The organism is Clostridium gasigenes (assembly GCF_017348895.1).
GTDB lineage: Bacteria > Bacillota > Clostridia > Clostridiales > Clostridiaceae > Clostridium > Clostridium gasigenes.
The window spans coordinates 71,648-89,764 of the sequence record NZ_CP071376.1; the positions used below are offsets into that span (position 1 = coordinate 71,648).

The 18,117-nt window shown below is 29.3% G+C and carries 16 protein-coding genes and 2 riboswitches; of the genes, 8 read left to right on the forward strand and 8 right to left on the reverse strand.

Features of this window, described 5'->3' with window-relative positions; translation table 11 throughout:
- Positions 1 to 193: 193 nt before the first annotated feature.
- A complete protein-coding gene (locus J1C67_RS00340; RefSeq protein ID WP_167866305.1) occupies positions 194 to 1,165 on the forward strand; it encodes a biotin--[acetyl-CoA-carboxylase] ligase in 972 nt (323 codons plus the stop codon).
- Positions 1,166 to 1,207: 42 nt separating this feature from the next.
- Here J1C67_RS00340 and asnA read toward each other — a convergent pair whose 3' ends face one another.
- Positions 1,208 to 2,221, reverse strand: a complete 1,014-nt coding sequence (gene asnA, locus J1C67_RS00345; protein ID WP_167866304.1) for an aspartate--ammonia ligase — start codon at positions 2,219 to 2,221, stop codon at positions 1,208 to 1,210.
- Positions 2,222 to 2,534: 313 nt separating this feature from the next.
- Between asnA and rocF the strand changes: the two genes are divergently transcribed.
- A complete protein-coding gene (gene rocF / locus J1C67_RS00350) occupies positions 2,535 to 3,443 on the forward strand; it encodes an arginase (RefSeq protein WP_167866303.1) in 909 nt (302 codons plus the stop codon).
- A gap of 65 nt (positions 3,444 to 3,508) precedes the next feature.
- On the forward strand, positions 3,509 to 4,147 hold the full coding sequence (locus J1C67_RS00355) for a 3'-5' exonuclease (protein ID WP_089970816.1): 639 nt from the start codon (positions 3,509 to 3,511) through the stop codon (positions 4,145 to 4,147).
- 70 nt (positions 4,148 to 4,217) lie between these two features.
- Here J1C67_RS00355 and J1C67_RS00360 read toward each other — a convergent pair whose 3' ends face one another.
- The 4 genes from J1C67_RS00360 to J1C67_RS00375 form a co-directional block, all read right to left on the reverse strand.
- Positions 4,218 to 4,769 carry a hypothetical protein gene (locus J1C67_RS00360; protein WP_167866302.1) on the reverse strand — a complete coding sequence of 184 codons (552 nt, stop codon included), beginning with the start codon at positions 4,767 to 4,769 and terminating at the stop codon, positions 4,218 to 4,220.
- 160 nt (positions 4,770 to 4,929) lie between these two features.
- Positions 4,930 to 5,634 carry a pyruvate formate-lyase-activating protein gene (gene pflA / locus J1C67_RS00365; RefSeq protein ID WP_167866301.1) on the reverse strand — a complete coding sequence of 235 codons (705 nt, stop codon included), beginning with the start codon at positions 5,632 to 5,634 and terminating at the stop codon, positions 4,930 to 4,932.
- 129 nt (positions 5,635 to 5,763) lie between these two features.
- Positions 5,764 to 7,992: a formate C-acetyltransferase gene (pflB, locus tag J1C67_RS00370; protein ID WP_167866300.1), complete on the reverse strand. Its 2,229-nt coding sequence runs from the start codon at positions 7,990 to 7,992 to the stop codon at positions 5,764 to 5,766.
- Positions 7,993 to 8,172: 180 nt separating this feature from the next.
- Positions 8,173 to 9,273: a GNAT family N-acetyltransferase gene (locus J1C67_RS00375; RefSeq protein WP_167866299.1), complete on the reverse strand. Its 1,101-nt coding sequence runs from the start codon at positions 9,271 to 9,273 to the stop codon at positions 8,173 to 8,175.
- Positions 9,274 to 9,748: 475 nt separating this feature from the next.
- On the opposite strand from J1C67_RS00375, the gene J1C67_RS00380 reads away from it, so the two are divergent.
- From J1C67_RS00380 to J1C67_RS00400, 5 genes are all read left to right on the forward strand, one after another.
- Positions 9,749 to 10,288, forward strand: a complete 540-nt coding sequence (locus J1C67_RS00380; protein WP_089970801.1) for a helix-turn-helix domain-containing protein — start codon at positions 9,749 to 9,751, stop codon at positions 10,286 to 10,288.
- Between the two features lie 31 nt (positions 10,289 to 10,319).
- Positions 10,320 to 11,369: a spermidine/putrescine ABC transporter ATP-binding protein gene (gene potA / locus J1C67_RS00385; RefSeq protein WP_167866298.1), complete on the forward strand. Its 1,050-nt coding sequence runs from the start codon at positions 10,320 to 10,322 to the stop codon at positions 11,367 to 11,369.
- Complete coding sequence (locus tag J1C67_RS00390; RefSeq protein WP_167866297.1) at positions 11,362 to 12,213, forward strand: ABC transporter permease; 852 nt, start codon at positions 11,362 to 11,364, stop codon at positions 12,211 to 12,213. The genes potA and J1C67_RS00390 overlap by 8 nt, the downstream gene beginning before the upstream one ends.
- A complete protein-coding gene (locus J1C67_RS00395) occupies positions 12,207 to 13,010 on the forward strand; it encodes an ABC transporter permease (RefSeq protein WP_167866296.1) in 804 nt (267 codons plus the stop codon). Before J1C67_RS00390 ends, J1C67_RS00395 begins: the two co-directional genes overlap by 7 nt.
- 63 nt (positions 13,011 to 13,073) lie before the next feature.
- Entirely contained in the window at positions 13,074 to 14,141 is a 1,068-nt protein-coding gene (locus J1C67_RS00400) for an ABC transporter substrate-binding protein (protein ID WP_167866295.1), read from the forward strand.
- Between the two features lie 68 nt (positions 14,142 to 14,209).
- Here the strand turns inward: J1C67_RS00400 and ndk are convergent, their stop codons facing one another.
- The 3 genes from ndk to J1C67_RS00415 all read right to left on the reverse strand — a co-directional run bounded on the left by ndk (position 14,210) and on the right by J1C67_RS00415 (position 17,442).
- On the reverse strand, positions 14,210 to 14,617 hold the full coding sequence (gene ndk, locus J1C67_RS00405) for a nucleoside-diphosphate kinase (protein ID WP_207713882.1): 408 nt from the start codon (positions 14,615 to 14,617) through the stop codon (positions 14,210 to 14,212).
- Between the two features lie 152 nt (positions 14,618 to 14,769).
- Complete coding sequence (locus J1C67_RS00410; protein ID WP_167866294.1) at positions 14,770 to 15,753, reverse strand: glycoside hydrolase family 73 protein; 984 nt, start codon at positions 15,751 to 15,753, stop codon at positions 14,770 to 14,772.
- 306 nt (positions 15,754 to 16,059) lie between these two features.
- On the reverse strand, positions 16,060 to 17,442 hold the full coding sequence (locus J1C67_RS00415) for an alanine/glycine:cation symporter family protein (protein ID WP_423231036.1): 1,383 nt from the start codon (positions 17,440 to 17,442) through the stop codon (positions 16,060 to 16,062).
- A 107-nt stretch (positions 17,443 to 17,549) separates the two neighbouring features.
- Positions 17,550 to 17,653, reverse strand: a riboswitch (glycine riboswitch).
- Positions 17,654 to 17,655: 2 nt separating this feature from the next.
- Positions 17,656 to 17,732: riboswitch (glycine riboswitch) on the reverse strand.
- Positions 17,733 to 18,117: the final 385 nt, after the last annotated feature.

Consider the following 18,117-nt stretch of genomic DNA (forward strand, 5'->3'; position numbering starts at 1 on the left):
GATATTAAATTATGTCATATTTAGTATGTATACCTATTTAGCTATGATATAATTTTGCTCTAAAGAATTTTTTAAATACTAACCTATAGGGCTCTTTGGATTTTTATTTTATTTCAGCTCCCTAAGGTGCAAAATAGACTATCATAGTGACTATTGGTTTTTCCATGGTACCTAATGTAATCGAGGTGAATAAATGAAGGAAAAAATTTTAAATTTACTAAAATCTAACAAGAATTATATTTCTGGTGAAGAAATAAGTAAACTTATTGGAATAACTAGAAGTTCTGTATGGAAGTATATCAATATGCTAAAAAAAGATGGCTATATAATAGATGGTGTTTCAAATAAAGGATATAAATTAATTTGCGAAGCTGATCTAATTTCTTTAAATGAAATAAAATCAAATTTAACTACAACCTTTATGGGTAAAGAACTTCATTATTTTAAAGAAGTGACCTCTACCAATTCCACCGCTAAAGATTTAGCCATAAAAGATGCCCCCAATGGCACTTTAGTTATAAGTGAGATTCAAACTTCAGGCAAAGGAAGGCTGGGGCGTGTTTGGACCTCTCCAAAAGGAGGTATTTGGGCTTCTCTAATTTTAAGACCTGATATTGAACCTATAAATTGTCCAAAGATTACCCTTATTGCTGCTGCTGCTGAAGCTATAACCTTAGAATCTTATAATTTAAAGCCAGAAATTAAATGGCCAAACGATTTACTTTTAAAAAACAAAAAGTTTTCTGGTATTTTAACAGAGATGAGCTGTGATATGGATAGAGTAAACTACATAATTTTAGGTTTTGGAATAAATGTCAACTTATCAAAAGAGGATATTCCCAATGATTTATTAGATAAGGCAACTTCTCTTTCTATTGAATATGGATGTAATCTTAATAGAACAGAATTATTATGTAACTATCTACAAAATTTCGAAACTTTGTATAATGAATTTATCTTTAATAATTCAATTGATAAAACTATTGATATTTGCAGAAAAAATTCAATGCTTATAGGAAAAAAAATTGTTATTACAAGTAGAGATATGGATGAAAATGTATTCTGTATAGATATAGCCCCTTCAGGCGAATTATTGGTAAGAGATTCCCTTGGGAAAGAAAGACTTATTTTCTCTGGCGAAGCTTCTTTATCAAAAAATTATTAATTCTTAAAGTAAAAAGCATGGCTAACGCCATGCTTTATTATTTTATAAAAGTCTTATATTATTTTCTTTACATGCACTTAAGTTTTTTTCATCCCATATAGAAGCTTGAACTTCACCAATATGAGCTTTATTCAAAAATAACATGCAAATTCTTGATTGACCAATTCCCCCACCTATTGTATATGGTAATTTACCTTCTAACAATAGTTTGTGGAATTCAAATTTTCTTCTATCATCACTACCAGACAATGTTAATTGATGATCTAATGATTTTTCATCAACTCTTATTCCCATTGATGATAATTCAACAGCCTTATTAAATAATGGATACCAGAATAAAATATCTCCATTTAAATTCCAATCATCATAATCTGGACTTCTTCCATCATGTTTTTCTCCAGATTTTAACACTCCACCTATTTGCATTAAGAATACTGCCCCATGTTCCTTGCAAATAGCATCTTCTCTTTCTTTAGATGACAATTGTGGATATTTATCCTCAAGGTCTTGAGTAGTTATGAAATATATATCTTCCGGAAGGTTTAATTCAGTTTTCGATAAATTTTCATTAACATAAGCTTCTGTATCTTTAAATACTTTGTATATAGTATTTACAACTTCTTTTAAAGTCTTTTGATTTCTATCTTCTTTTTTAATTATTTTCTCCCAATCCCATTGATCTACGTAAATTGAGTGTAAATTATCCATTTCTTCATCTCTTCTAATGGCATTCATATCAGTATATAGCCCCTCACCAATATTAAACCCATATCTATGAAGACTCATTCTCTTCCACTTAGATAGTGAATGTATTATTTCTACTTCTTCTCCTGTAGCTAAAACATCAAACTTTACAGGTCTCTCAACACCATTCAAATTATCGTTTATTCCTTTACCAGATTCTACAAATAAAGGTGCAGAAACTCTTGTTAAATTTAGATTATTTGATAGTTTCCCCTCAAAAAAATCTTTAATTTTTTTTATGTGTATTTCTGTTTCTATTAATGTACTAGTCCCTTTGTATCCTGTTGGAATAATTATACCTTCTACATTCATGTATTTTGCCCCTTTTGTCTATATTTTAGCTTTTACTAACCTTTAATAACGCTTTAAAGCCACTTCTTTGTTAGCTATTATAGTTAATTTAAAATATATTGTCAATTTTTTATTATATTGTTAATTCTTTTAGGTTAATTGTGCTATACATGTTTAATTATATTTTCTAATTTTATTGATATAATGAATCTTCAATATATCTAAACTTTAATATTTATAAATAAAATTAAAATTTATATTTACTTATTTATTAACGCATATTAATATAGATTAGTATTATGTCGAAAAAATTTGATTTGGAGGTTTATTTTATATGAATATAAGCATAATTAGTATGCCTCTTTTCTATGGTTGTGATAATCCTGGTGTAGAAAATGGGCCAAAAGTTTTAAGAGACAACAACCTTATAAATATTTTCAAAAAAAATCATAACGTCACTGATATGGGTGATGTATATGTGGAGCATGCAGATGCTATAAATAAATATGTAGCAAATAAAAAAATGAAGTATTTAGATGAAGTTATAAATGCAAATATTGAACTAGCTAATAAAGTTTATTCAGCACTTGAAAATAATACACTTCCAATAACTATTGGAGGGGATCATTCTTTAGCTTTAGGTTCTGTTGCTGGCACTTCCAAATATCATGGTAATGATAATATTGCAGTAGTATGGGTTGATGCTCATGGTGATATAAACACTGATGAAACAACACCCTCTGGAAACATTCATGGTATGCCTCTAGCTGCTTCAATGGGAATCGGACATTCAGATCTTACTAATTTATATTTTAATGGCCAAAAAGTTAAGCCAGAAAATATTTTTTTACTTGGTGTACGAGATTTAGATATAGGAGAACTAGAATTGATATCTAAAAACAATTTAAATCTTTGGAAAATACAAGATATTCAATACAGGGGTATAAATACTGTATTAGATGAATTTAAAGCAAGTCTTAAAGATAAGAACATTAATAATATCCATTTAAGCTTTGATATAGATGGTTTAGACCCATCCTACGTTCCTGGCACCGGTACTCCGGTAGAAAACGGATTAACTTTTCTTGAAGGGCAAAATATTTTAGAAACTATTTTAGATACAAATCTAGTTAGATCTATTGATTTTGTTGAATTTAATCCAGTACTTGATAAAAATAACAGAACTATCGAAACTTGCACGGAATTACTAAAAATAATATCTAATTCTTTAAAAAATAACTAATAGTTTTTCTATTCGTTATTTTTTTATGATATTATATAATAACTATGTTACTTTAGGAGGACAAAATGAAATTATTATTTTTTGATACAGAAACCACAAGCATAAGACCAGGCAACATCTGTCAACTTAGCTATATTCTTGTAGATACATCCACTAAACCTCAAACAACTACAGGAAAAAACTTCTTCTTTAATGTTGATGAAATGGATCCAGGCGCTCAAGCAGTTCATGGTTTTTCTTTAGAAAAACTTTATGAACTTTCTGACGGACAAGAGATTTTAGATTTTGTTGCAGAATTTATGCCTGACTTCTTTGCTGCTGATTTTATTATAGGACATAATGTCCAATTTGACATAAAGTTCTTAACTCATGAAATTAACCAATTATATGATGAAAGTCTTGTTGATAGCAAATGGATACCAAACAATAAATTTTGTACAATGGGCTACTATAAAGATATATGCAAAATTCCAAATGCTAATGGCAGTATAAAAAATCCTAAACTTTCAGAAGTAATTGAATTTTTAGGAATTACCGAAAAAGAAATTTCCTCTAAGTCTACTGAGTTATTTGAAGGTAGCGGAAACTATCACGATGCTAGGTTTGATACAGCTGCAACATACTTACTAGTTATAAATGGAATGAAAAAGAAGCTTATTCCAGCTGGATATTTTAGCAAGCTTTTAGAGCTTTCAAACAAATAATTGTTTACTATAATATAAAAAGGGTATCATTTTAAAATTCATTAAAATGATACCCGCTTTATTTATATTATTATTTCTTTACTTCCGTAACTCCACTTATTTCTCCACCGTCTAATTTGAATGAGTTTTTATATTCTTCGTTAGCAAAGTAAACATTTCCTTTAACCTTAGTATTCTTTAATAAGAATCCATTTGCTTCTACATATATATCTCCAACAAAAGTTCCTTCTTGAATTTTACCATTTTCACTCTTAACAGTCATCTTAGGTGCTGTTAAAGTATGTGATGCTGTTACTTTCTTATCTGCATCTTGATCATAGAGCGCTAGCTTACGTGCTAAACCATTTGCCTTATCATCTTTACTATAAAAAACACCATCCATAACTAATTCTTTTGTTGTTTGTAAATCTCCTGTTATAGCAATTATCCACGTTCCATCTGCTGATAATGCTTTTATTAATCCATCATCACTCTTTACAATTGATGATGATGTTACAGCATCAACTGATTCCTCTTTTGTTGTTTCTGGAACCTTAGTCTCTTCTACAACTTTCTTTGATCCGCATCCAACGAATAAAGCAGTTACTAATAATAAACCTATTACTAATGATTTTGATTTCATATTACATCCCCCTATATCTTATTTTTCGACTAATTATAACATATTTCTTAATATTTACCCATAGCATTTATATTTTTTTCAAAAAAAATTAGACATCTCCAAATAAACAACAAAAATACTCTCTTGTTATTTATTTGAACATGCCTTAATAACATTATTGCTATTTTAGTAATTCATATAATTCCTTGCATCTATCTTTATCCATACTAGGAACACCATCTAGCCTATATTTAATACCTAAGGTTTCATATTTATTTATCCCTAATAAATGATATGGTAAAAGTTCTACTTTTTCTACATTATGTAAGGTTTCTATAAATTCTTTTAGTTTCAAAATATACTCTTCGCTATCTGTTTTTCCAGGTACAACTACCTGTCTTATCCAAAGTTTTGTTCCTGCTCTTTCACAAGCCTCTAAGAATATTTTACTTTCATTGATAGACATACCTGTTATATCCTTATATCCTTCTTCTGAGAGATGCTTAACATCATATAATACTAAATCTGTGTATTTTAATATCTCATCATAATTTCCACGCCCTACTCCTGAAGTATCTAGACAGGTATTAATACCTTCTTCTTTACATAATTTAAGAGCTTCTAATAAAAATTCTGGTTGTCTTAGCGGATCTCCACCTGAAAAAGTTACTCCACCACCAGATGATTTAAAATAATTTTTAAATCTTGCAATTTTTTTAACTAATTCTTGTGGTGTATATTCTGTTCCCTCATTATCATTCCAGGTATCTGGGTTATGGCAATAAAGACATCTAAGCGCACAACCTTGCATGAATACAACTACCCTTATTCCTGGTCCATCTACAAGTCCCATTGTTTCTATTGAATGTATTTTTCCTATAGTCATTTTAAAAGCCTCCTTATGAATAAGACATTTTTTTAAAAATAACAAGCTACTATTCTACTCTATTTTTTTTAATGCCTAAATTTAATCCCCCACCTATTAATAGGCAGGGGAAATTTTTTATTTTGCTAACTACATTGATTTATGGAATGTTCTGCTTACAACTTCCATTTGTTGTTTTCTAGTTAATCTGTTGAAGTTAACAGCGTATCCTGAAACTCTAATAGTTAATGTAGGATACTTTTCTGGGTTTTCCATTGCATCTAGTAATGTTTCTCTGTTAAACACGTTAACATTTAAGTGATGAGCGCCTTGAGTAAAGTATCCATCAATAATTGATACTAATGTCATAGCTCTTTCATCTTCTTTTTTACCTAAAGCATCTGGTACGATTGAGAATGTATTTGAAACTCCATCTTCACACACTCTGTCGTAAGGAATTTTTGCAACTGAGTTTAGTGAAGCTAATGCTCCATTTTCATCTCTTCCGTGCATTGGGTTAGCTCCTGGTGCAAATGGTTCTCCTGCTTGTCTTCCGTCTGGAGTAGTTCCAGTCTTCTTACCATATACTACGTTTGATGTAATAGTTAATACAGATAATGTATGTTTAGCATCTCTGTATAATGGATGTTTCTTTAATTCAGCAGAGAACTTCTCTGTTAAGTTTACAGCTAAATCATCAACTCTATCATCATCATTTCCGTATTTAGGGAATTCTCCTTCAATTTTGAAATCAACAGCTATTCCTGCTTCATTTCTTATTGGAGTAACTTTTGCATACTTAATAGCACTTAATGAATCTGCAACAACTGATAAACCTGCTACTCCAAATGCCATTAATCTTCCTACTTGTGTATCATGTAATGCCATTTGTCCAGCTTCATATGCATATTTATCATGCATACAGTGGATTATGTTCATAGTATCAACATATAATTTTGCAATATATTCTAATACTGAATCATAACTCTTCATAACAGTGTTGAAATCTAAGACTTCATCTGTCATTGGTTTAACTCCCTTAATTACAGTTTTACCTGTCTTTTCGTCAACTCCACCATTCATGCAATATAATAATGCTTTAGCTAAGTTAGTTCTAGCTCCGAAGAATTGCATTTGTTTACCAACTTGCATAGCTGATACACAACAAGCAATAGCATAATCATCACCATATTTAGGTTGCATAACTCCATCATTTTCATATTGTATTGCATCTGTTATTATTGACATTTCAGCACAATATTTCTTGAATCCAACTGGTAAGCTTGGTGACCATAATACTGTCATATTTGGTTCTGGTGCTGGATCTAAGTTAGTTAATGTATGTAAATATCTAAATGAATTCTTAGTTACAAGAGATTTTCCATTAACTCCCATACCACCAATTGATTCAGTTACCCAAGTTGGATCTCCTGCAAATAAATCATTATATTCTGGAGCTCTTAAATGTCTAACTAATCTTAATTTGATTATAAATTGATCTATTATTTCTTGAGCTCCATCTTCTGAAATAACTCCAGCTTGTATGTCTCTTTCTATGTATATATCTAAGAAAGTTGAAGTTCTTCCAAGTGACATTGCAGCTCCATTATTTTCTTTTACAGCTGCTAAGTATCCAAAGTAAACTGCTTGAACAGCTTCTTTTGCAGTTTGAGATGGCTTAGAAAGATCTACACCATATTTTGAAGCCATAGATTTAATTTGAGCTAAAGCTCTAATTTGCATATTAACTTCTTCTCTTTTTCTTACTAATTCATCTAACATATCGCCTTGAAGCTCATTTAGATCCTTTTTCTTTTCTTCCATTAGGAAATCTATACCATAAAGAGCTACTCTTCTGTAATCACCTATGATTCTACCTCTACCGTAAGCATCTGGCAAACCAGTTAATAATCCAGCACTTCTTGCTGCTCTTATTTCATTTGTATATGCATCAAATACACCTTCGTTATGTGTTTTTCTATAAGATGAGAAATGTGATTGAATTTCTTCATTAAGCTTATATCCATAAGCCTCACATGAGCTAGTTGCAACTCTCATTCCTCCGAATGGATTTACAATTCTTTTTAATGGAGCATCTGTTTGCAATCCAACAATTACTTCGTTTTCTCTATCAATATAACCAGCTTCATAATTATCTATACCTGATACTCTTTCAGTATCTATGTCGATAATTCCTTTTTTGATTTCTTCAATAATTAAAGTTCTACACTCAGCCCAAACTTTTTCTGTTTTTGCTGATATTGGTGCTAAAAAGCTAGAATCACCTTCATATACCTTATAATTTTTTTGAATGAAGTTTCTTACATCTATCTTTTCTTGCCAATTTCCGATTTTAAATCCGTCCCATTGTGGAAACATTTAAATTCCTCCCCGTGTGTTTTTTATTTAACAATTTCATTATACACCTTAAATTTTAATTTGTTAATAGGCTAAAATTTAGTAAACGGTTTTACTTTTATTTTTCTAATATTTAGAGTTTTTATCATGTTTTTTTGCATTTTCCACATAATTTTCACACTTTAATTATCTATTTTTTATCTACTCAATTCCTAATACATTTATTAATTCTAATACCACTTCTTCTCCTGCAACTTTTTTAATAAGGTTTAAGCAACCTTCCATAACTCCAACTATATTTGAACTTATAATTATTTTGCCGTTATCAGCAAAACTTTTTGATGTAAATCTAATTTCTGGTAATATAGCTTTTAAAGTTTCTTCGGTTCCTACTATTGGAGGAACTAAAATACCATCAAGCATTTCACAGCTACTTAAGAAATAAATACCTGTATTAATTGATAATAAATAGTCACACTTACTATATTTGGATAATAAATATCTAATAATATATTTATCTCTTGCAGCTTCCTTAGCTCCATATCCCCCAGGAATAATAATTATATCTGGTTGCTTTCCACATTCAAAATTATGTTCTAATGCTATATTAATATTACTTGTAATTACATTCTCTTCATATCCAACACCATAAATGTTAAACAAATCTTCCCCTAATATTTTATTAGCTTCATTAAATATTTCAAAAACAATTGAATATTGAACTATATTCATATTATTATAAGCAATTACTGCTATATTTTTTCTTGTTTCTCTTTTTCTTTTAACTTCTAATCTAAAGAACTCTTCTTTAGTTAGCTTGTACGTTATTTGATTTCTAAATTCTCCTATAGATTCAAAGCCTATCTTATTAAAGAATTTTTTACCACTTTCTGTTTTAATTGTATCAATTAAAGTTTGACCTTTAAACTCTAAAAAATAATATTCAAGCAATAACCTAACTGCTTCTTCTCCATATCCTTTTTTTCTATATCCATAGTGTATTTTCACATTTATTCTAGCAGCCTTAGTTGCAGAATCATATCCATGAAAACTTACCTCACCTATAGCTTCATCGCTAACTGTATATATTAAGCAATAGAAATTTTTCCCATCTGTTGGTTGAACCATTTTTTTATAAAACATTTCCCATTTTTCTTTTAAAAATATATACGGTCCACCTACTTCTACCATAGTCTTTTCATCACTCCATAGCTTTGATACAAAAGATAATTCTTCAAAACTAGGTTGTTTTATATAAACATTTTTCCCATTTCTTCTATATAAATTCACTGTTTTTCTCATTTAATCACCTGCAATTTAATTATTACCTCTTAATTTTTCTATCATTAATTCAAATATCTCATATACTTATGCTTTTATCAAGTTAATATGGTAATTATATCTATATTAACTTAATATTTAGCATTTTTTTATTAATACTAATTTTTATAACTAAACTACTTCTACATAAATATAGATTTTTTCTATGTTAAGGAGCTTTTTTAATTTTATGCCATTTTTATTCAGTCTTCGCCTTTTCTTACTTATACTAAACTTTAAATACTGTTCTTTTAAACTCTTCATCTACATACACTATCTCAAAGCTCATTTCTTCAAGGCTTAAAGCTTTTTAAATAATTTTATTTTTATTAGAAAAATATTGATTTTTTCCTTAATTATTTATATAATATAACTTGTTTGTTTAGTAACTTTAAACAAATAGTTTAGTAATAGTTAATATCTACCAAACATAATTTTTATGGTTAGAGGTGTATTTATGCAAATTGGAGAAAAAATAAAAGGACTTAGAATTGAAAAACAATTAACACAAGAGGAACTTGCTAATAGATGTGAGCTTTCTAAAGGATTTATATCCCAATTAGAAAACAACTTAACATCACCATCTATTGCAACTTTAATAGATATTCTTGAAATACTCGGAACAAATTTAAAAGAGTTCTTTAGTGATGATAATCAAGAAAAAGTTACATATAAAGATGAAGATATGTTCGAAACTGATAATGAAGATTTAAAATACAAACTTATGTGGCTAGTTCCAAACTCTCAAAAAAACCAAATGGAACCTATTATGATTACTTTAGAACCAAATGGTCAATATATTGAGGAAGAGCCCCATGAAGGTGAAGAATTTGGTTATGTATTGCTTGGAACTATAACTCTTCATCTTGGAGATAAAAAATATAAAGTAAAAAAAGGTGAAAGCTTCTATTATAAACCCCGAGTTAATCACTATATTTCAAACCCTGGTAAACTTCAAGCTAAAGTAATATGGATTAGTACTCCACCATCATTTTAGGGAGATAAAAGAATAGAAAGAGGTGTTTAATTTGGAACAAAATATTATTGAAATAAAAGGAATATATAAGTCTTACGGAAGTAATGATGTTTTAGATAATCTTAGTTTAAATATTAGAAAAAACGAATTCCTTACATTACTTGGACCTAGTGGGTGCGGTAAAACTACAACACTAAAAATAATCGCTGGTTTTGAAAATGCAGATAAGGGAACTGTAATTTGTAATGAAAAAGATATTACAAATTTACCTCCTTATAAAAGACAGGTAAATACTGTATTCCAAAAATACGCTTTATTTCCTCATATGAATATATACGAGAATATTGCTTTTGGATTGAAAATTAAAAAATTATCAAAAAAAGAAATAGAAAAAAAAGTAACTAGTATGCTTAAGATAGTTTCACTTTCAGGTTTTGAAAAAAGATCTATCGATTCTCTAAGTGGCGGTCAACAACAAAGAGTTGCTATAGCTCGTGCTCTTGTAAATGAACCTGAAATTCTTTTACTTGATGAACCTCTTGGTGCTCTAGATTTAAAGCTTAGAAAAGAAATGCAACTTGAACTAAAAAAAATTCAGAAGGAACTTGGAATTACTTTTGTATTTGTAACTCATGATCAAGAAGAAGCCTTAACAATGTCAGATACAATTGTTGTTATGAATAAAGGTGTTATTCAACAAATGGGAACTCCTGAAGATATCTATAACGAACCTGCTAACTCTTTTGTTGCTGATTTTATTGGTGAAAGTAATATTTTAGATGGAGTTATGCTTGACGATTATAAGGTTGAATTCTCAAATAGAGTCTTTGAGTGTGTTGATAAAGGATTTAATAAAAATGAAAAAATTGAAGTTGTTGTTAGACCTGAGGATATAAAAATAGTTAACGAAAATCAGGGAATGATTAATTGCACTGTTAATTCTGTAATTTTTAAAGGGGTACATTACGAAATGGAAGCTTCAGAAGAAAATAAAAAGTGGATAATTCATAATACTAAATATGCGGAAGTTGGCTCTATTATAGGCCTTGATATTTATCCTGAGGATATTCATATTATGAAAAAGGTATTAATTAATGAATAATGGTAAAATAAAAAACAGATCCCTAGCCTCCTACCCCTATATCTTTTGGAGCGGATTATTTATTGTTATCCCACTATTAATAGTAATATTCTTCGGCTTTACAATTAAAACTACTGATGGTTACATATTTTCATTAAAAAACTTTATAAAATTAATGCAACCCCAATACTTCACAGTATTTTATAGAAGTCTATCACTTGCACTATTTTCAACAATCGGATGTCTTATACTTGGATACCCTGTTGCTTATATTATTGCAAAGATGTCTCCTGGGAAAAGAAATATACTACTTATGTTATTTATAGTTCCTATGTGGATGAACTTCTTACTTAGAACTTATGCTTGGCTACCTATCCTTGGAAAAAAAGGTCTGTTAAATAATATATTAGTAAACTTCGGATTTGAACGTTTTAGTTTTTTATATACAGACGGAGCTGTTTTACTTGGTATGATATATAACTTCTTACCATTTATGGTACTTCCTATTTATACAGTACTAGTAAAAATGGATAAAGATTTAATAAACGCAGCTTCAGACCTTGGAGCCTCAAGAAAACAAATTTTTTCTAAAATAGTATTACCTCTTAGTATGCCAGGCGTTGTTTCCGGGATAACTATGGTATTTATGCCTGCAGTTTCTACCTTTGTAATTTCAAGATTACTTGGTGGAGGTCAATATATGCTACTTGGTAATCTAATAGAACAACAATTTACTACAATGGGGGATTGGAACTTTGGTTCTGCTATTTCAATATTTATGATGATTATTATTTTAATTTCTATGGCAGCTATGAGTAAATTTGAAGGTTCAGATAAAAAAGAAGGTGGAGGACAACTATGGTAAAAAGATTAGAAAAATTTATAAAAAGGTTTTACTTATTTTTTATATTCTTATTTCTATATACTCCAATCTTCACATTAATAGTTTTCTCATTTAACGATTCTAAATCAATGGGAAAATGGTCTGGTTTCACATTAAAGTGGTATGGAGAATTATTTAAAAACGAGAGAATTATTAAAGCTCTTTACTTTACTGTTTTAATTGCAGTACTTTCTTCAATTATAGCTACTATAATTGGAACATTTGCCGCAATTGGCATTAATAAAATGAAAGGTTTCAAAAAGACAATTCTTTTAAATATAAATTATTTACCTATATTAAATCCTGATATAGTAACAGGGATTGCATTAATGAGTTTATTTATTTTTGCTAGAGGTTTTATGAAATTAGAATTTGGTTTTACAACACTACTTATTTCACATATAACTTTTAATATTCCTTATGTAATACTAGCTGTTCTACCAAAACTCAAGCAACTTCCTGAAAATATAACTGAAGCTGCACTTGATTTAGGAGCAACACCTATTTATACATTACGAAAAATTATACTTCCACAAATAAAGCCTGGTATATTTGCAGGAATGTTAATTGCATTTACTATGTCTATTGATGACTTTGTAATAAGTTTCTTTACAGCAGGACCTGGGGTTACTAACCTTTCTATCGAAATATTTTCTATGGCAAGGAGAGGTATTAAACCAGAGATTAATGCACTGTCAACTCTAATGTTTTTAACAGTACTTATACTTTTACTTATAGTTAATAGAAAAGAGTTTAGGCATCGCAAAATAGATAACTAGTCAAAGATAATAATACTGACTAATTATTTATTTGGAGATGACTCACATCAAGAGGTGATAACAATGAAAAAGCTTAAAACATTAGGTGCTATTCTCTTAGCTACAGCAATTTCCACTTCCCTATTTGTTGGTTGTGGGAATAATTCTGGAATTGGTGAAAATGGGACAATTCACGTATTCAATGTTGGTGATTATATTAACCTAGATTTAATAGAAAAATTTGAACTAGAAACTAAAATAGATATAGTTTATGATGTTTATGATACTAACGAAACTATGTATCAAAGGGTATCCACAAACCCCGGTCAATATGACATAGTAGTGCCTTCTGATTATATGGTAGAGAGAATGATTAAAAATAATATGTTGGACGTGCTAGATTATTCTAACATTCCAAATATTAAACATATTGATGATAAATTCAGAAATTTAGCTTATGATCCTGAAAATAAATATACAGTTCCTTATATGTGGGGAACTGTAGGTATTATTTATGATGCAGATATAGTAACTGAACCTGTAACTAGCTGGGATATTTTATGGGATGAAAAATATGATAAAAAAAATATTTTAATGTTCGATTCAATGAGAGATACATTGGCAGTTTCTTTAAAAAGATTAGGCTACTCTTTAAACACTGTAAATCCTAATGAAATTAAAGCTGCACAGGAAGATTTAATAAAACAAAAGGACAAGGTTGATCCTTTATATGCAGGTGATGACGTTAAAGATAAAATGATAAATGGTGAGGCATCTATTGCTACAGTTTGGTCTGGTGATGCCCAATATATTATATCCGAATCCTATTTAAATCTTAAGTACGTAGTCCCAAAGGAAGGTTCAAACAAATGGTTTGACTCTATGGTAATTCCAAAAGATGCCCCAAACAAAAGTGGTGCAGAAGCCTTTATAAACTTCCTTTGCAATCCAGAAAATGCTGCAGAAAATGTAAATTATATTGGTTACTCAACTCCAAATAAAGGTGCTTTTGATTTACTTGATGAAGAAGTTAAAAATAATGAATCTGCCTACCCAAGTGATGCTACTTTAGATAACTGTGAAATATTCATTGATTTAGGTGATAACCTAAAACTTTATGATGAATCTTGGACAATTGTAACTTCTAAATAAATAAGAGCTATTTAAATAAATAATATAAAGAAACTCAGCACTTTTATATGCTGAGTTTTTTATATTACTTATATTAATTCTGGAAACCAAAGGTTTATCTCCCTAATTGCACTTTCTGTAGAATCTGATGAATGTACACAGTTTTTACTTTTATCTAATGCATATAATCTTCTTATTGTACCTTCTTCAGCTTTTTCTGGATTTGTTGCTCCATTTATTTTTCTTACTTTTTGTATAGCGCCTTCCCCTTCTACTACTAATGCACATAATGGACTTCTTGTAATAAATTTTATTAATTCCTCATAAAAAGATTTACCTTTATGTTCAGCGTAATGCTTACTTGCAAACCCTTCTGAAACCTTTTGCATTCTTAATTCTACAATTTTCAAACCTTCATTTTCATAAAAACTAATTATTTTACCTATTAAGTTTTTTTCTACAGCATCGGGCTTTATTAATACTAAGCTTCTTTCCATAATATATTCCCCTTTCCAAGAAATTTATACCAAATATATTGTATCATAATATTCTGAATATTAAAATATATTTATCTTTTTACTTAATTAGAAAAAAAATAACAAGCCAAAGCTAGTCCATCTCCAGCATCGGCTTGTTATTTTTTAGATTCCTAACGTTGAACTTCTGTATCATATAACATTAAATTATTATTTTTTATAACATTTGTTAATAAATCTGCATAAACTAATTCTCCATCTTCATTTTTAGCAGTTGCATATCCCGCATCTTCTAAAGCTTGTGTTTGCCCTTCATATGTTTTTTTATCAAAAATGCCCTTATCTCTATATCTATTATTTTCACTTAAAAATTTTCCATGATCTTTTATTGATTCTTCATAGTTTTGATAGGCTCTAAAATAACCTTGAATCACATCTTCATGATTTTCTTTAGTTTCCATATTTACCTTTTTACCATTCCATCTATCATCTGCTTTTATACCAAAAAGATTATTATGTTCTAATGATAAAGCAGATTCTCCCCAACCTGATTCTAAAATTGCTTGAGCTATTGTTACCGATGGTAAAATATTATACTCTTTATAACTTTTTTTAGCTTCTTCTGATACATCCGAAATAAAATTCATTTTATTTTCATCTTTTATTAAGTCCCTATTTAAATAATTATTTTTTATTTTAACTAAATACTCTTCGGCTTTTTTCTTTTCTTTAGACTTTAATCCCAGTTCATTAACTACAGATTTTAAAGTTTTAATACCTAATATCTTTTTATCTTTATCATATTTAAAAAAACTTTCTGATATTTTTTTAATTTCATCTTGATTATTTAATTTCTCTTTTCCATTATTTAAAGCTAAATCTATAGCTGCAACCTCTTGCCAACTTAATTGCAATTTATCCTTACTTAATTTATCTGTTTCATTTATATAATATATAATACTTTCATCTGAAAGGTTTATTGTATCCTTAACAAATATACCGCTCATTACAATAAGAGATATTATTGTAATTAATACCAGTATTGAAAATCCACTTGTAAATTTTATTTTCTTTTTATTGTTCTTCTTTTTTTTCTTATTATATCTATTAGGTTTTTTATAATTTTCTATTCCTTTATAAGTTCCTATTACATTCATTTGGCACCCCTCTATTTTTAGACATCTTAAAAACAATAACTGTATATATTATTTCTAGTCTCCATTTCCTTAACTCTATTCTATATTAAATTTCAACTTTAATATATAGGTATATTATTCATTACACTTTTAAAACCTCTATAAATAGACAATTAGTCCGTATTTTCATCTTTTTACACTATACTGATTAGTTATTTTCTTTCAGATACCTAAACTAAAAAAAGTCATATATTCATTTTTTTGAATATATGACTTTTCCTTATAACTTTATTATTTATTTTACAACGCCTTATTTAAATATATTATTTATGATGCTTTTAACTTAGCTACTTTCATTTCTGCAAAAAATTGTTCTGTTTCCTGAATAACTACATGTCTTAGCCCTATTAACCCAATTAAGTTAGGGAAGGCCATAAGACCATTAACTATATCTGCAATTATAAATATTAATTCTAATGGTAAAAATGAACCTACCGCTACTAAACCTATAAATATTATTTTATATGGTTTAATAGCTTTAATTCCACCTAAATATTCAATACATCTTTCACCATAATAGTTCCATCCAAGTATTGTTGTAAAAGCAAATATCATTAATCCTACATTTACAATGTACTTTCCAATATTCTCAATTGGAAGTCCAGATTCAAAGGCCGCTGTTGTTAATGCTGCTCCTTCAAAGTTTCCTACAGAACTACCCGCTATAACTATTACAAGTCCTGTCATTGTACAAATTATTATTGTATCAAAGAATGTTCCAGTCATTGATATTAATCCTTGTTTTACTGGAAGATTTGTTTTTGCTGCTGCTGCTGCTATTGGTGCACTTCCAAGACCTGCTTCATTTGAAAATATTCCCCTACCAATACCTCTTTGCATTGCCATTGATATTGTTATTCCAACTGCTCCACCTAATGCAGCTCTTGGGTTAAATGCACTTCTTATTATAAGACTTATAGCGCTTGGCACTTCTGCAATATTATATCCAAGTACTATCAGTGCTCCAACCACATAAAAAAGTATCATAATAGGCACTACTTTTTCTGACACTTTTGATATTCTTTTTATCCCACCTAGAGTAACTAAGGTTACCAGTACTGTTACTACTAAAGCTGTTACTACTACTGGTATTTTAAAACTTATAAATGCTGCATCTGAAATAGATTTTACTTGACCAAAAGTTCCTATTCCAAGTAGCGCAACTGCTACTCCAAAAATAGCAAATAAATTTGCAAGCCATTTTAAACCTAGACCATTTTTTATATAATACATTGGCCCTCCGGCCATTTCTCCATTTTTATCTACTTCTCTGTATTTAATTGCTAAAACTCCTTCTGCATATTTTGTAGCCATCCCAAAGAAAGCTGCAATCCACATCCAAAACAAAGCTCCTGGACCTCCAGCTTTTATAGCTGTAGCAACACCTACTATGTTACCTGTCCCAATTGTTGCTGATAAAGCCGTACATAAGGCTCCAAAACTTGAAACATCACCCTTTGCATCTTTATCACCCTCTTCATCATCCTTAGCAAATACATATTTTAAGGCAAGTGGTAATTTAAAGATTTGTAATAATTTTAGTCGATATGTTAGGTATATACCCGTCCCCATTAAAAGAATTAATAGAGGTGGTCCCCATATGACATTGTTAATAGATTGTAGGAAGTCTTGTACCCCCACTGTTGACATTAATAAATCGTTGATTTGCATTAAAAAATCCCCCTTAAATATAAATTTACGGAGGAGAATGGAATCACTTAAAAAACTATATAATTATGCCTTTTAAGTTTACCTATCCCCTGTCCTTTTACCTGAGAGTTTCGGCAAATAACTATACTGTATATAAAAATACCTATAGTTACGCCTTGCGCCTTCGGTGCTCATAGAGTCTCTCCAGAGGTTCGTCCAGTAACGGTCCTTATACCTGAAAGTTTTACTTCTTCGGTGGACTTTAAAAATCGCTCTCCCGCTACCTTCATCCGAACGTTATTAAATTGTATTTCTATTATATACGTATTTATCTTGAAAATCAATATTTTCTGTTAATATTTTATTTTAGGCACTTGAAAATAAATAATAGACCAAAGATGCGACGAATATTTTGTGTAAGACAAGGAAGTAAATTCGCAGATACTGGGGCTATCCAAGGATTTACTGACGCAGTATTACACAAAATAGGCTAGCATACTGGTCTATTATTTATTTGATTGTGCCTTAGATATATACTTAATAATAATTTCTCCGTATGCAGCTTTATAGTATATAAAATTATTCTTATTTATACTATAAAAAAATAATAGCGCTCTTATATATATATAAGAGAGCTATTTACACTTAGGTATATTCAAAAACAACTAAACAGTA

Coding starts and splice junctions, on each gene's coding strand:
- J1C67_RS00340 (WP_167866305.1), top strand. CDS start 194: ATGAAGGAAAAAATTTTAAATTTACTAAAATCTAACAAGAATTATATT.
- asnA (WP_167866304.1), bottom strand. CDS start 2,221: ATGAATGTAGAAGGTATAATTATTCCAACAGGATACAAAGGGACTAGT.
- rocF (WP_167866303.1), top strand. CDS start 2,535: ATGAATATAAGCATAATTAGTATGCCTCTTTTCTATGGTTGTGATAAT.
- J1C67_RS00355 (WP_089970816.1), top strand. CDS start 3,509: ATGAAATTATTATTTTTTGATACAGAAACCACAAGCATAAGACCAGGC.
- J1C67_RS00360 (WP_167866302.1), bottom strand. CDS start 4,769: ATGAAATCAAAATCATTAGTAATAGGTTTATTATTAGTAACTGCTTTA.
- pflA (WP_167866301.1), bottom strand. CDS start 5,634: ATGACTATAGGAAAAATACATTCAATAGAAACAATGGGACTTGTAGAT.
- pflB (WP_167866300.1), bottom strand. CDS start 7,992: ATGTTTCCACAATGGGACGGATTTAAAATCGGAAATTGGCAAGAAAAG.
- J1C67_RS00375 (WP_167866299.1), bottom strand. CDS start 9,273: ATGAGAAAAACAGTGAATTTATATAGAAGAAATGGGAAAAATGTTTAT.
- J1C67_RS00380 (WP_089970801.1), top strand. CDS start 9,749: ATGCAAATTGGAGAAAAAATAAAAGGACTTAGAATTGAAAAACAATTA.
- J1C67_RS00390 (WP_167866297.1), top strand. CDS start 11,362: ATGAATAATGGTAAAATAAAAAACAGATCCCTAGCCTCCTACCCCTAT.
- J1C67_RS00395 (WP_167866296.1), top strand. CDS start 12,207: ATGGTAAAAAGATTAGAAAAATTTATAAAAAGGTTTTACTTATTTTTT.
- J1C67_RS00400 (WP_167866295.1), top strand. CDS start 13,074: ATGAAAAAGCTTAAAACATTAGGTGCTATTCTCTTAGCTACAGCAATT.
- ndk (WP_207713882.1), bottom strand. CDS start 14,617: ATGGAAAGAAGCTTAGTATTAATAAAGCCCGATGCTGTAGAAAAAAAC.
- J1C67_RS00410 (WP_167866294.1), bottom strand. CDS start 15,753: ATGAATGTAATAGGAACTTATAAAGGAATAGAAAATTATAAAAAACCT.
- J1C67_RS00415 (WP_423231036.1), bottom strand. CDS start 17,442: ATGTCAACAGTGGGGGTACAAGACTTCCTACAATCTATTAACAATGTC.